Raw genomic sequence first — 14,511 nt, forward strand, 5'->3', positions numbered from 1 at the left:
AGTATTTGATGAGAAGAGGAATAAATTTGAACACTGAGGAACACGATGCATTTGCGACTTTCTCCAAGAAAGTTAATTGGCACCTGGGTATCGGTGATGTCTCTGCGGCTACTGGTGTATCGCAGAGTCAACTGAGGTACTGGGAACAAAAAGGTTATATTAGTAGTGAAAAAGTGAATGGTCAAAACCGAAAATATTCATACCATACGTTGATCCGGGTTTTCATGATCAATAACTACATTAACCAGGGGTTTACTTTGACAGCTGCCGAAAAAAAGGCGTCAGCTCACCGAGAAACGATGGATCTATTGAAGCGTTCGATGATTGACCGTTTTCAAGGAATCAGTAAAATCGATGGTTACCCCGCTATTAATTTAGGCTTTGTAGATGACCAGCAAACCAAGATTCTCTACTTGGTCGTTAAAGAAGACCGTACTGATGTTAAAATTGTTGAACAACATTAATATTTTTTACTCAAAAACGGATTTCCCAGCATTTTATGACTGGAAAATCCGTTTTTGTTGTTTAATATGCGACCGTGACATCTCCATTTGAAGAACTAAGCTCAAAGGATTGCCCGTTTGGTTTGACTTTACCGTAATCGTGACGATTCTTACCATAAATACTAGTATCACCAGTTGAACTATTTGCGTGAATAGCGAGGTTAGCTCGAGGAATAATATGAGCCGTGATATCGCCGTCATCGGCATTCGCAGTTAACGTGCTCTTCACCGATTGATCCTCCAAGTTTAATTCCCCACTAGCGCTCGTAACACTGAGGTTTTGCCAGCGGTTGTTATTGAGTACCACATCGCCATCAGCTGAATGAACGCGGCTATCAGCCTTCGTAAAATTACTGTTACGAATCGTGATATCACCCGATGAATCAATATTTAATCCGCGGTCAAAAGTGACACCATTCATTGTAATATCGCCATAATTTTGATGCGGCATGGTCATCTCCTTGGTGACCGTCGTATTTTCAAGATTCAAATCACCATAACCGGTACTATTCAAGCTTTCAACTGTTAAATCACTGACGTGTAAACTCATTTCGCCTTGATTATCAATGGTTTTGATTTGGGTTTTCTTCGGCACCGTAACATCGATTGTTTGCGAACCGTTATCCATACCAAAATCACCAAACATGAAGTGGGTCCTGGAATGGCCGGAAATAGAAAGTGTATGACCAGAAATGCGCGTTTTAATTTGATTGCTCTTCTGCGCATGTACGGTTACCTTGGCAACGTTACCCTGATGGATGGCAATTGGACCGTAGTTCGAACCCTCAAGATTAATGGTATCAACGTCTTTGATTTCTCGTGAATACGAAGTCCTTCGATCGGTTTTGAGGCCATTGTCCCAATAGATGGACTTGACGCCACCCTGTCCAATACCAATAGCCAGCATGATTCCGCCAATGATCAAGATGATGATGCCCGTAATAAATGTCTTTTTCATTTGTGGTCACGCTCCTTTTCCGCCTGATTCTTAGACTTCAGCTTACCGTATAACCAGCGACTAGCCGATAACGTCACGTGAATGGCACCACTAATCAGCCACTTAAACGCTGGGATAAGGGCAACGAAGAGTCCAATCACGCACAAACCGGCACCAACGTATACCAATCCGGTAGACATCGATTGCGCCATAATGCCAACACCAACACCGAACACAAAGATACCAGCGACTGCAAGGGAGAAGATCATGACTACAAGCGCAAAAATGATTGCTGCCGCGCCGACTAATAAGCCAAACAAGGTCGCCAGCACGCCAATTGCTAATGGAATCGTCAATGGTGTGGAGAGGATAGCTAAGACAATCAGCCAAATCGTCCGAACCTGGGTCTTCGATTGAGCAGCCCGGCTACGCATGGTTTGTCCTTCCTTTTCCGGTGCATCCAGCAGCCGAATTGAATAATCAGCTAATACTTTCCGCGCTAGCTGACGTGGTGAACCTAATTCTTCGACACTGGCCTCATAACTCTCAAAACCACCGTCCGCTAAATATTCAGAGTAAAAGCTCACAACTTCGTCTAACTCAGCCTCACTTAGCTGATTCAGATAACTTTTGAACTCCGCAATGTATTTATCCATGATTGATTTCATCCCCTAACATTGAATCGATGCCTAACTTGAAGTCCTTCCACTCGCCTTGAATGGTTGCCAATCGTTCTTTACCGTCTGCTGTAATCTGGTAGTAACGGCGATTACGACCCTGATATGGTTCATCATAAGTTGTTAACCAGCCGTTTTTCTTAAGCCGACGCAAAACCGGGTACATCGTCGACTCGGAAACTTTGATGGCTTGCTGAACCCGCTGCGTTAGCGCATAACCGTAATAGTCCTGCTGCGCCAAGATAGCCAGCACGCTGCCATCTAATAGTTCGGAACTCACTTGAATGGCCACATCATTTACCTCCTACAATATTATACGTCATATAATATAATTCCATCAATAGTGTACATGAGTCGTTTAAGATTGTCAATTTAAAATGATTGCTCCAAGTGAAAGCGCTATAATGGAAACAGTAAACTTCTAGGAGGTAATCATCATCACAACAAAAGAAACCTATACCAATGTTCTGGAGAACGCGACTAACCTGGCTGTAGCAACCGAATCATTAGCTGGCCATACACCAAACGTCCGAACCGTGAACTTTCTTTATTTCCCAAATGAATCAGAAAACACCGTGTATTTTGCAACATCCAAGAATACAGACAAGGTTAAGGAACTAGCTGCTAACAGCCAGATTTCCTTTACAACTACCCCAATGTCACCACAAGATGCCAGTACCGTACGTGTCACTGGTGCTGATACCAAGATGGTTAACGACCGTCGCAGCGAACTCTTTGAGGCCATGGATAAGAAATACGCCAGCTTTAAGATGTTCGATCAAAAGGCTCGCGACAACATGAACGTCTACGCTGCCACCTTTAAAGAAGCAGAAGTCTTTGGTCACGGGACTGATAAGATTTCTTTTAATTAACTCATTTCAAACGAGAACAAAACAAGCCTGCTTTTTCGCCGTTATTGGCTGAAAAAGCAGGCTTATTTATGTAATAAAAAGTCCCCACTTGGGACACTTTCAAAAAACGGAGAGGTGTGTGGGGCGCAATTAGTTTCATTATAAAGAAAGCAGATACATACGTCAAACAATAAAAATCTTAGATTTATTATAAAAAGATTGCAAAACCTTCTTCCAATTTCTATTGCTCATCTAACGTCTGATAAATAGTCTGAAGGCCACTCAGCAAATCTGTCTTACTCATCACTAATGGCGGTAACAGCCGCAAGGTATTACCAACAGCAGATAAAGTCAATAATCCCTTTTGATGCAGGGCTTTAATGACGTCGTTAACTGGCAGTTCATCCGTCAGGTGAATCCCAATCATCAGACCACGGCCGCTAATCGACTTAACCACTTTTAAGTCTTCAAAATGATCCAGTTTTTCCCAAACGGCTACTGACTTATCCCGCACGTCTTCAAGAAAAGCTGGTGTTAACTGTGTCAAAACTGCTTGAGCAGCCGACATCGTCAACGGATTACCAGCAAAGGTTGATCCATGGGTGCCAGGACCAAATGCAGGCCCCAGATTAGCCTTGCCAATCATCGCACCAACCGGTAACCCGTTAGCCAGCGCTTTAGCGGAAGTCACAATGTCCGGATCCAGACCGACACCCTGGTAAGCAAACTTGTACCCAGTCCGGCCAATCCCCGTTTGAACTTCATCAACGATCAACAAGGTGTTTGTGGCCTTACATTTATCTTGAACCGCATGGAGCCAGTCTTGATCGCCAACGATGACGCCACCCTCACCCTGAATGACTTCAAGGATCACTGCGGCAAGATCATCCGTAATGGCATCCAAAGAAGCTTCATCATTGTAGTCCACGAAACTAATGTCTGGGACTAACGGTGCAAACCCTTCCTTAATATGGTCGTTACCGGTCATCGACATTGAGCCATAAGTCCGACCGTGAAATGAGTGGTTGAATGACAGGACTTTTGTTTTGCCAGTAGCTTTACGGGCTAATTTCAAGGCAGCTTCATTTGCTTCAGTTCCGGAATTAGCAAAGAAGACTAATTTATCTTCATCACCCACCAGCAATTCAGCAACGGCTTCCTGCAAATGGTTTTGATACAGGTTAGAAATGTGCCACATCTTGGTTAATTGTACGTTCACAGCGTTTTGAATCTTAGCGTTTTGATAACCAAAGTTGCACACCCCAATACCCGAGGTGAAATCTAAGTAGTCCTGACCCTGATCATCGGTCACAATCACCCCGTTGCCAGAAATCGGCTCGAAATCAAACCGGTCATATGTTGGAAATACATGTGTCATACTCATTTCAATCATTTGCCTCCATTTTTAAAGTTGTCCCTGGATGGGTTAATTGATCCGTTATGCGTACTGCATGAACCCCTGCGTGTACGGCTCTGACTGCAGCGGAAAGTTTCGGCTGCATCCCATCCGTAATTACTTTTTCTTCTATTAATTGTGGCAAATCCTGTGGAATCATAGCAGAGATCACTTTGCCATCTTTCAAAACGCCTGGCACATCCGTCAGTAAATAAAGCTGACTGGCTTTCAAAAGCCGAGCAACGTCAGCTGCCGCAGTATCAGCGTTCACGTTCAGCCAGTCGCCTTCCCGCGTCAGGGCAAGTGGTGCTAACACACCGATTTGACTGTTTAAAATCTTTGAGAGTGCCAGCTCGTTTACACCAGTGATGCTACCAACCGCACCATATGTCGCTTGATCCACATAGGTCCCCGTCAGCAGCTGCTGATCGGACGCGTTCAAACCAATGGCTGCTAAACCTTCGTTTGCTAGCCGCATTAATAAGGCTGGTTGGGTATTACCCAACAGCACCATTTTAGTAAGTGACAGTGTCTCAGCATCCGTTACCCGAATCCCGTTTTTCTTATAAGTAGGGATGTTCATCTTTGCTGACAACTGAGAAATTTGCGGACCGCCACCGTGAATCAATAACACTTTTTTACCGGCCTGACGCCATTGACGCAGCTGTTCAAAGAAATCTTTGTGCAGTTTTGAGATGGCGTTACCGCCGATTTTAACAATGATAAGATTCACGATTTACGCTCCCTTTTAAGTATGATAACTGGCATTAATCTTGACGTAATTATAAGTAAGATCACAGCCCCAGGCTTGACCTGAAGCTGACCCAACGTGCAAATTGACGTCGATCACAATTTTACTTGACCCCATACTATCACTTGCTGTCTGTTGGTCAAATGGTAACCCTAAACTATCTTGGACCATTTTAATACCGTTCACTTCAATATCAACGTGTTCGATGTCCACGTGAGCGCTGGTCATCCCGATAGTGGAAATGATTCGGCCCCAATTAGGATCTTGACCGAAGATAGCGGCTTTAACTAAGTTTGAACCAACGATTGCTTTGGCAACTTCTTGGCCTTCAAGGTCGCTGAAGGCACCATTCACGTTGCATTCAACCAGCTTAGTTGCACCTTCACCGTCAGCAGCAATTTGCTTGGCCAGTTCTTGCAGAACCAAATGCAGACCATCTTGGAAAATTGAAAAGTCAGCATCATCGGTACTGGTTAACTTTGGTGCACCGGCCAAACCGTTGGCCATAACGACCACCATATCGTTAGTGGACGTATCGCCATCAACCGTAATTTGGTTAAAAGTTGTATCAACGGTCTGACTCAAGGTTTGCTGCAACAATTCGCCATCGATTGCGGCATCCGTTGTAACGAAGCCCAGCATGGTTGCCATCTTAGGGTGAATCATACCAGAACCTTTAGCGAATCCCGTAATGGTAACCGTCTTACCACCCATTTCGATTTGAACGCAAGCTTGTTTGGACTTCTTATCAGTGGTTAGAACTGCTTTAGTGACGGCGTCATCGTGGTGAGGACTCAATTTCTTGATTCCAGCGATGACCTTATCCATTGGCAACTGAGCACCAATCAAGCCGGTAGAAGCAACACCGACTAAGTTAAGGTCGATGCCCAATTTCTTACTCATCAGCTGCTGTTCAGTTAAGGCGTTTTCTTCACCCTGCTTGCCTGTACATGAGTTCGCACAGGCACTGTTCATGACAACGGCTTGAAGCTGATGATCTTGGTTGATCGTGTTCTTGGTGAGCTTTGTCGGTGCCGCCTGAAATTTGTTGGTGGTGTATGTACCGGCTGCACTAGCTGGCACTTCTGAAACCAGATAACCAAAATCTAATTTATCACTGGTACCAAGACCCATTTCGATACCATCGTTGTAGTAGCCGGTGGGCCACTGAAACTTTGTTAATGACACATCATTCGTTTTTATCATATGCATTCTTCCTTCTCGTCTGCAGCTATTCTCTTACACAAAAGCAGGTAGCGTTGGTAAACCGGTGCTTTCAGCTAAATCAAATAGATGGTTGAAGTTTTGAACCGCCTGCCCAGCTGCACCCTTCATTAAATTATCAATCACACTAATCACCATAACCGTTTGAGTAACCGGGTTGTACACAACACCAATGTCACAGTTATTCGTGCCAACGACCTCTTTCAAATCAGGAGTCGTTCCATCTAATACGTGGACGAAATTTGAATCAGCATAATCCTGATTGAAAGCTGACATTAATTTTTCCTGATCAACTCCTGGCTTAACCTTGGCGTAAATACTTGCCATTAAACCAGTTGTTAACGGAAGTAAAGTGGTACTGAATTGAATCGCGTTGACTGAATCGTTCCATTTTTTAAGTTGTGCCACGATCTCTGGGATATGTTTGTGGGTGTTCAGCCCATAAAGCTGAAGATTATCACTGGCTTCGGTGAAATGCGTGATGCCAGTCAACTTCTTCCCTGCACCGGACGTCCCCGATTTTGCGTCAACCACGATGGTGTCGGGATCAATCAAATCGTTTTGAACCATCGGTGCCAAGCCTAACAGCGTTGCCGTCGCGTAACAGCCTGGGTTAGCAATGTAGTTGGTTCCCGGCTGGTAAAAATCAGCCAGACTATAAGTTGCCTTTTGTAAATGTTCAGCTGGTGCAGCTGGTTTGTGATACCACTTCTCATACTCTGCTGGATCTGGCAACCGATAATCACCAGACAAATCGATCACCGGAAAATCAGCATCGATAAATTCACCAGCAAGCTGACCGGAAACCCCAGCGGAAGTTGCAAAAAATACTGCTGCGTTGTCCGCCATAATCTGCTGCGGATTAAATTTTTGAATCTTAATATGATTGCCATAGAAACCAGGAATCAGTTCATCTAGATAGCGGACTTCACCATCTTTCCCTTCATCTTGATGTCCATATAAATTAATTTGGTCGATTGCCGGGTGCTTAGCAAGCAAAGTGTAAAGCACTGTGCCGCTGTAGCCGGTAACGCCTACTATCGCAACGTCCATTGGTTTCACCTCACAAATTTTTTTAGTTGTTGTTTCGTATGCGTCTTACTATAGGCTCATCATTTAAAAAATGCAATAATTTTTAGTTAATTTATCAAAAATAAGCTAATTTATGTATATTATCTGCATTTTTACGACGTATATGCATTCAGCTTTGAATAATAGCCATTCAAAAAGGAGTAGGTGCTCCCTTTATATCTAAAAAGGTTTAGTTTAATCATTCATTGGTCTATCTATTAATACATTGCCGGCTCAAACTCATTTAGTACGATCAGTCAATTAGATTAAGTATCAGTCTAGCATTAGCGCAATATAAAATATCTGGTATAATGAGTGCAAATACTAGATACGGGATGATCGATCATGAATATTGAACGCTTTATCAAAGCCCGTAAAGCGATGGGATTGTCACAGGCAGAACTCTGTGATGGTATCTGTACGCAAGCGACGCTAAGTAAATTTGAAAATTCTGGCAAGGCACCTGCCATCCGCATTTTGACGCAACTTTGTGCCCGTTTAAATTTGACTCTCGACGATGTATTCCCAGTGAATCCACCTGCTCAATCAGAAGCCAATCAACTGCTGGACCGTGCTGAATACAAGCTGATCACTAGTGAGTACGATAGCGCTAACGATGACCTGGATCAGGTTAATTTTGATAACCTTTCCGTTCATGGTCAGATGCAGTACTACTTCGTAAAGGGTTACTTATCTGCACTGCTAGAAAAACCAATCGCGGATACGTTGTACTACTTTAACCTGATTCTTAACGATTTAGACGATACCCATAGCACCATTTTTACTCAGCTAGCTTACACTGGCAGTGGTATCGCCTATAGTCACAATAATGAGAATCAGAAAAGTGAGTTCTTCTTCCAGAAAGTCTTTGACGGTTTGCATACCTTACCGTTGACCGACGATAAAGCTATCTGGCGAGCACTGAATATGGTCTTTTACACGGCTGAGTACTTTGCCCACGTTAAAGACTATAAAACCAGTGACTCACTTTTACAGTATGGCTATGAGATCTGCGCTAATAATCACGTCACTTATTACTCAGCACGGATCTGTTTCCGTCGTGCGCAAAACGCTATTGCTGAGGGTAAAAATACCGATTACATCACTCAATTAATTAATGATGCCAAAGCATTTGCCCGGATGAATGATAATCAGAAATTGATGGAACGTATCGTGAAGACTAAGATTAATTGAATGCATATTAAAAGCCGCAATCCCCTCATCAGGATTGCGGCTCTTTTTTCTACATAGTGGAAACGTGCTCAACAAGGCAGAGACCTGCATGTAAAGGCGTCCCACTATAAATTCAAAACCGTAGTTCTTTGCTTTTACATAGTGGAAACGTGCTCCACAACGCAGAGACCGAAGTGTAAGAGGACCCTGCTACAAATCCAAAACCAGGATTTATAGCAGGGTCCTCTTACACTTCGGTCTCTTAACGCCTTGTTTCGCACTCTACTTTACAATAATTACCGACACCTTAGCTTCTCTCATAATCTCACCAGCAACGTGCCCAATTCTTAAATTGCCACGCCGCTTATGTGAGCCCAACAGAACAAGATCCGGCTTAAAGTCCGGGATGATTTCTTCCAAGATAACCCGTTCCGGTTTACCTTCACCAATCAGTGGTTTAACCTCTTTTACGCCAAAGGCTCTTGCCTTGCTGACGTACGTGTTTAAATCATGGTAGATATCATCTCTGCGTGACTTGATAATGTCCGGTGACAGTGATTGGAAAATATTCATATCACCAGTTTCCATTACTGACACGATACCCAATGGTAAATCAAACGTCCGGGCTAACGTGCAAGCATAGTTGAACGCCTTACGCGATGACTCATCATCGTCATCATCAACCGCCAACAATAAGCGCGAATAACTCATTTCTTCTGCATCAAAATCGTCTTCTGTGAGCATAAAATCCTCCTAGTCTATTTACACACTTAATTCCTTTTCCCTAGAATAACTATAACATTCATGAATGGGAAAACAAGTATAATTTAGGCTATCCGAACATTTTATTTTAAAACCATAATTTTTGTGTTTCAAAGCTTAAAATCATCGTCTCAACTACAACGTGATTCTTCCTAATAACATAAGTGCAACGGTCACTACCGCACCGCTGCAAATCAGGATCGTTGCCGACCATTCTAGGCGGTTCAGGTATCGGCCAGTACTATTTTTCAACGTTAACGCGTATAAAATAATTCCGGGAACGTACACCACTAGACAGATAAAGAGGTACTGTAACCCAGATAACGTGATACCAACTAACTGGAACGTCAGTGCTGCAACGCCAATTAAAACCTGCAGCCAGTTACCTTTCGTTGCCCGATTCTGCCAGGAATACTTGATCTGATAAGCGGCAACAATGATATAGCAGACCACGATTGAAGCCGTACAAAGGCTGTAAGCAAACTCATACGCCTTCTCCGCGAAAATCAGAATAATCATAAAACTTTGTACCATGCAGGCCGTCGTCATTAACGCTAAGGTCGGCACACCATGCTGATTCTTTTTAGCAAACCGTTTGGGTAATAATCCCTGCTCTGCCATCATTCCTAACGTTTCAGCTGGCAGCATCGTCCACGATAACCAGGCCCCCAAGATAGAAATCAAAAGGCCAACACTGATAAAACTACCGCCCCACTGACCGACCATTTCTTCAAAAATATACACCATTGCGGGTTGCTTCATCGTCACTAACTCAGCCCGTGATAGGTAGCCATAGGGTAAAATCGACGCTAATACATAAATCAGCAGCAAACAGCTCACGCCAATCAATGTTGATCGTCCGGCAATCCGACGACTTTTAGCTCTAGATGAAAGCACGGTTGCCCCTTCGATACCAACAAAAACCCACATCATGATCATCAGACTGCTGCGAATTTGCGGTCCAATCGCGCCTATCGTGAAAGAACCCCTCATATTGCCCCAGAACTGATCTGTAAAGACCTGGCCTTTGAACAAGATGGCGGCAATCACAATAAAAGTAAAAATTGGAATTAGTTTACACACTGTAATGATCGTGTTCATTAAAGCCGCACTTTCGATTCCATGATTCACCAATAGCGTCAATGACCAGGCCATAATACTGGCCACCAAAATCGATTGCGGACTGTTACCACGCTCAAAAATCGGGAAAAAGTAACCCAGCGTACTCATAAAGACCGTTGCAAACGCCACGTTTCCCAACCAAGCCGACATCCAGTAACCCCAACCGCTAATGAACCCAACAAACGAACCGAAGCCCGCTTTACCGTAAGAAAAAATACCTTCCAAGCCAGAACGCTTATTCAATAGGTTATTTAAACACGCAGCCAGCATCAATATCCCGAAGCCAACAATCGTCCAGGAGATAATGGCAGCGCCCGGGGATGCAGCGACAGCCAGATCACTGCTCAAAGCAAAAATTCCGGAGCCAATCGCTGTCGTAACAACCATGGCAGTCAATGAAACGCCGTTGATTTTGTGAGCCTGTGATGACATAGGACTTCCCTCATTTCTTGGAGCATTATTTTGTATACTCTATACATTTGCTCCTTTTTGTATAATCTTAGTTTACCTGAGTAAAGTTAATAAAGTATGGGGAAAATATGAAAATTCATCAATTTATAGATTTATATTTATGTATTCGATTAAAGCCCGTGTAATTGCCTATTTGACAGCTTTAGGTTGGTATATAAGTGAAACAAAACTGTATATTATATGTATGTAACCCTTTACAAAACTAGTTTAAAGCGTTTCGTATTCTGCATAATTTTCTTCAACTGAAAAATGGAAGCTGCTTTCACGGCAGTTTCCATTTTTTATTAGTCTTATTCTTCATTAGCCTTCACATATGCAAGTCGGTGACCATACCAGATCTGCTTGAAGACATCGTGAGTTGCATGCGCGGTTAAATGCCCCGCTACGTCACTAGTTTGCAGACCTGCTAATTCATCAGTAATCACGTATTGTTCATCCGGCTGTAAGAACCCAGTTGCCGGTGCTCCTGATTGAGTTGAACCATAGATGGCCATTCTACGGCTAACTTTCAAAATTGGGCGCCGAATACCGCTGACTTGTGACTGTCTAAGCCAAGCACGCTGACCGTTAAAATCAATTGCCAGCCAAGCACCGTGCTCCGCCACACAAACAAACTCCTGACCGTAACTTGCCCGATACGTCAATGCATCTGCCAGACGACCAATCACTGAACTCTCAAGGGCGGGATACTGAAATAAGTCAGCATAATGAGTTACAATCCGGACTCCCTGGCCAATGTTCACTGGTAGATCAGGTGCTGGGACAACGCCGAGTTTTTGAAATAATCTTTCCCAGTCAAAGGACCAGCCAGGATCACGGTGCATCTGCGTTCTGACCTTTTTAGTCGGCGCTGCAACGTTATCATGACCTAGTAGGTGCGCCCGGTCTAACGGAATAGCATATTGTGCGGACCACTCCAAAATCTGGCTGGCAAGCGCTCCCATCATTGGCTCAGTGAAACTCGTTGCATCCGCCACGTAAGCTTCCTGCTCAATCCCCAGTGATCGGCAATTCATATCCCAGTTACCCGCATGCCAGGCCACATCTTTAGGTGCCACCATTGCGGTTCGGTGACCATCATGCTGTCGAATAACAACATGGGCACTGACGTGATTCGGATTTTGAAAGCGCGCAATCGTATCTGGGTAACTGAGTTCAGTGGCGTGAATTACGATGTAATGAATACTTACATCAGTTGGCCGATCACCAATCGTGTAATTTTCCGTCAGTGCCGGTTTAAATTCAATCATTTTGATCTGTCAGTGCAATGGTGCCCACTAATGTTGGCGCAACCATTCTAGCAACGTAAACTGTCAGGGTAGTCGCGCTTGGATGTGCCTGCTTAATTTCAGCTAAGTTCAGCTTGATTCGGCCTTCCTCATCCACATCGGCATAGTCGAAATGCTGCTGAGCAGTGGTGTCAAATTGCCCGCCATCATCAATGGTATAAGCAATCGTCGTCGCCTTTTGATCAAATGGTTCCGTTTGGTTGACCATGTTAGGTGTAATGGCAATTGTTTCACCTGCTAGTCGAATCGTAAACGCCGTTCGTTCATCATTGGCGATTAGTTCCACCGATTCCCGGTTAGGCTGCATCAAACGCTCATAGCCGCGATAATTGCCACCAATGATATAAGCAATGCGGGAATGCCAAGCTTCGCTGAACTGTTCCAGCCGGTAAAGCCGTTTAGCATCCTCATTGCTATCCGCGTAGGAGTCATTAACAGCAACGTAATCAATGCCGTTTAGTTTTGTAAACCCGGTTACCAGCAGTAAATGACCAACCGTATCACCCATGGCATTTTCAACGTACGGTAACTTACCGTTGTTAGCATCATTGGTATATTGCACACTGACCCCAACTGGATAACCCGCCAAAATCTGCCGGCGTAAGCCATCAATATTGGTATACGCCGTGTAAGCGCGATAGCCCATACTGCCAGCAGCAGCCGTACTAAATGACCAGTTACCAAAGCCTTCATAGGTCGCATCCAGATTATGCAACGCTAATTCTTCTGGTAAAATATCAGCATTTTGGCGGTTAACTGCCATGGAAACCGTAGTTGGACTGCAGATTCCAGGTGCCAGTTTAGGGTCCCGAATTTCCTGTGAGTACGCTGGTGTCGTAATCACTCTATCGACTGAAACGGCGTGTTCATCCACCATCAAATCCTGATGTACTGGCTTCACACTAGCTGCCACTAATTTAAGAACTGGTGTCTGCTGTGGATTCCCAGTATAGAGATGAACTCGTAGCTGTGCTTTAGTCCCAACGCCGTCTTTCACCGTTAAGGTATCCGTGTCAATTCCAGTAAGTGGGTCTTCCTTATCGTGCTTGACGCTGGCGCTCAATGACTTGGTCGACCAGCGGCCCCAGCTGTGCCAAGCAGACCAGCGTTCACCCTGATTTATCCGAGCTTCGACTTGCACAGCTGTGCCAACTGGCGTTAACGCGTTCCACGAAGCCACCAGGTTCTTAAATTGCGGCAAATCGAAAGCTGATGTCGTTAACGTTCCTTCACTAACGTATTCATTATCCATTTGGTCAAGAACCAGCGCCGTCTTATCAGCAGCTGCTAAGGCCAAATGATCCGTGAATTCACTTAAATCAACGGCTGAAAAATCATCGAACACCTTAGTATTTGGTTTCCTAACCGGTGCTTGAACAACTTTATCCCGTTTATAATAAAGAGCAAGTAAGCCGGCTGCTAACCCAACGGTTGTCCCAAAAATAAGTTTTGAAAGTTTCACAGTTTTATCCCCGCTTTATTTTTTATCAGTTCATTTACAATGCTTATCTAATGTGTACAAAGTATACCATAATGACCAATGCGTGTTTATCAATCGTACAGCAGAATTTATTTTTAAAAATAATTCTTCCCGGAAACATTAGAGTTCCGTGTATTATCGTAATTATTTTTAATCTTTTTCACATTTTTGTGTTGACAACTCTAAAAACAGGGTGTAGATTAGTGGCAATCATTAAATTCAGATGAAAAGCGTTGACGAGAAACATTTACTCCACTTCGGATATAGAGAGTTGCCGGCTGGTGCAAGGCAATGACGAATGGACGCGATGATCATCTCTGAGCTGTGTGCCGAACCGGCTAAGCCGTAGTAGAACACATTGGGTGCACCCATTATCGTGCCAAGCGTATCGCAGCAATGCCGTACGTGAGAGGTAATTTCAGTAATGAGATTATAAACTAAGGTGGTACCACGTGAAAGCGTCCTTAATCGCAACCAGATTGCGATCAAGGACGCTTTTTCGTTTCCTGAATTTAAAAATCAGACATTAAAGGTGGTGAGGACAATTGGAAGTTGGCATTAAGAATTCAGACGATAGCGACATTCAGATTACACATATTATTAAGTTTCCAAGCGCGAATGAAGTGCAATTTCTCATTGAACCCACCGATCCAGGGCGGGTCACACATAAGTTTTAATAGATTTCTCAACACATATCGAACCACATAAATGCCACATAGTTTCACAACATATCGTGTCAGCATATAGCGTCATCACATATTGTTTCAGCACATAGCTTCAACATATCACACATATTAAACATAA

14 protein-coding genes and 1 other annotated feature are annotated in these 14,511 nt (G+C 43.8%); of the genes, 3 read left to right on the plus strand and 11 right to left on the minus strand.

Annotated elements, in window-relative coordinates; all coding sequences use genetic code 11:
• Nucleotides 1-26 precede the first annotated feature (26 nt).
• A complete protein-coding gene (locus JUE95_RS06755; RefSeq protein WP_235995289.1) occupies nt 27-464 on the plus strand; it encodes a MerR family transcriptional regulator in 438 nt (145 codons plus the stop codon).
• 61 nt (nt 465-525) lie between these two features.
• On the opposite strand, the gene JUE95_RS06760 is transcribed toward JUE95_RS06755, so the two are convergent.
• The 3 genes from JUE95_RS06760 to JUE95_RS06770 are packed head-to-tail and all read right to left on the minus strand — an operon-like array spanning nt 526 to nt 2,409.
• Nucleotides 526-1,461, minus strand: coding sequence for a DUF4097 family beta strand repeat-containing protein (locus JUE95_RS06760; RefSeq protein WP_203650166.1), 936 nt, complete (start codon nt 1,459-1,461; stop codon nt 526-528).
• Nucleotides 1,458-2,096, minus strand: a complete 639-nt coding sequence (locus JUE95_RS06765; RefSeq protein WP_203650168.1) for a DUF1700 domain-containing protein — start codon at nt 2,094-2,096, stop codon at nt 1,458-1,460. The genes JUE95_RS06760 and JUE95_RS06765 overlap by 4 nt, the downstream gene beginning before the upstream one ends.
• Nucleotides 2,089-2,409 (minus strand): PadR family transcriptional regulator, encoded by a 321-nt coding sequence (locus JUE95_RS06770; RefSeq protein WP_203650169.1) that lies wholly within the window; start codon nt 2,407-2,409, stop codon nt 2,089-2,091. The genes JUE95_RS06765 and JUE95_RS06770 overlap by 8 nt, the downstream gene beginning before the upstream one ends.
• A 145-nt stretch (nt 2,410-2,554) precedes the next feature.
• Here JUE95_RS06770 and JUE95_RS06775 point away from each other — a divergent pair, with 145 nt between their 5' ends.
• Nucleotides 2,555-2,989: a pyridoxamine 5'-phosphate oxidase family protein gene (locus tag JUE95_RS06775; protein ID WP_268920914.1), complete on the plus strand. Its 435-nt coding sequence runs from the start codon at nt 2,555-2,557 to the stop codon at nt 2,987-2,989.
• Between the two features lie 220 nt (nt 2,990-3,209).
• Here JUE95_RS06775 and argD read toward each other — a convergent pair whose 3' ends face one another.
• The 4 genes from argD to argC are packed head-to-tail and all read right to left on the minus strand — an operon-like array spanning nt 3,210 to nt 7,392.
• On the minus strand, nt 3,210-4,352 hold the full coding sequence (gene argD / locus JUE95_RS06780) for an acetylornithine transaminase (RefSeq protein ID WP_203650170.1): 1,143 nt from the start codon (nt 4,350-4,352) through the stop codon (nt 3,210-3,212).
• Nucleotide 4,353: 1 nt separating this feature from the next.
• A complete protein-coding gene (argB, locus tag JUE95_RS06785; protein WP_203650245.1) occupies nt 4,354-5,100 on the minus strand; it encodes an acetylglutamate kinase in 747 nt (248 codons plus the stop codon).
• A gap of 12 nt (nt 5,101-5,112) precedes the next feature.
• Nucleotides 5,113-6,327, minus strand: coding sequence for a bifunctional glutamate N-acetyltransferase/amino-acid acetyltransferase ArgJ (gene argJ, locus JUE95_RS06790; protein ID WP_203650171.1), 1,215 nt, complete (start codon nt 6,325-6,327; stop codon nt 5,113-5,115).
• 27 nt (nt 6,328-6,354) lie between these two features.
• On the minus strand, nt 6,355-7,392 hold the full coding sequence (gene argC / locus JUE95_RS06795) for an N-acetyl-gamma-glutamyl-phosphate reductase (RefSeq protein WP_203650172.1): 1,038 nt from the start codon (nt 7,390-7,392) through the stop codon (nt 6,355-6,357).
• A gap of 363 nt (nt 7,393-7,755) precedes the next feature.
• Here argC and JUE95_RS06800 point away from each other — a divergent pair, with 363 nt between their 5' ends.
• Complete coding sequence (locus tag JUE95_RS06800) at nt 7,756-8,604, plus strand: helix-turn-helix domain-containing protein (RefSeq protein ID WP_235995293.1); 849 nt, start codon at nt 7,756-7,758, stop codon at nt 8,602-8,604.
• 261 nt (nt 8,605-8,865) lie between these two features.
• Here JUE95_RS06800 and JUE95_RS06805 read toward each other — a convergent pair whose 3' ends face one another.
• From JUE95_RS06805 to JUE95_RS06820, 4 genes are all read right to left on the minus strand, one after another.
• Nucleotides 8,866-9,327, minus strand: a complete 462-nt coding sequence (locus JUE95_RS06805; RefSeq protein WP_203650173.1) for a universal stress protein — start codon at nt 9,325-9,327, stop codon at nt 8,866-8,868.
• A gap of 153 nt (nt 9,328-9,480) precedes the next feature.
• Nucleotides 9,481-10,899, minus strand: coding sequence for an arginine-ornithine antiporter (gene arcD, locus JUE95_RS06810; RefSeq protein WP_203650174.1), 1,419 nt, complete (start codon nt 10,897-10,899; stop codon nt 9,481-9,483).
• A 329-nt stretch (nt 10,900-11,228) separates the two neighbouring features.
• Nucleotides 11,229-12,188 (minus strand): N-acetylmuramoyl-L-alanine amidase, encoded by a 960-nt coding sequence (locus JUE95_RS06815; protein WP_203650177.1) that lies wholly within the window; start codon nt 12,186-12,188, stop codon nt 11,229-11,231.
• On the minus strand, nt 12,181-13,689 hold the full coding sequence (locus JUE95_RS06820; RefSeq protein ID WP_203650178.1) for a C39 family peptidase: 1,509 nt from the start codon (nt 13,687-13,689) through the stop codon (nt 12,181-12,183). The genes JUE95_RS06815 and JUE95_RS06820 overlap by 8 nt, the downstream gene beginning before the upstream one ends.
• A gap of 242 nt (nt 13,690-13,931) precedes the next feature.
• Nucleotides 13,932-14,176, plus strand: a binding site (T-box leader).
• The last annotated feature ends 335 nt before the right edge of the window (nt 14,177-14,511 follow it).

The sequence above is a fragment of the Secundilactobacillus yichangensis genome, assembly GCF_016861565.1.
In the GTDB taxonomy this organism is placed as follows: Bacteria; Bacillota; Bacilli; order Lactobacillales; family Lactobacillaceae; genus Secundilactobacillus; species Secundilactobacillus yichangensis.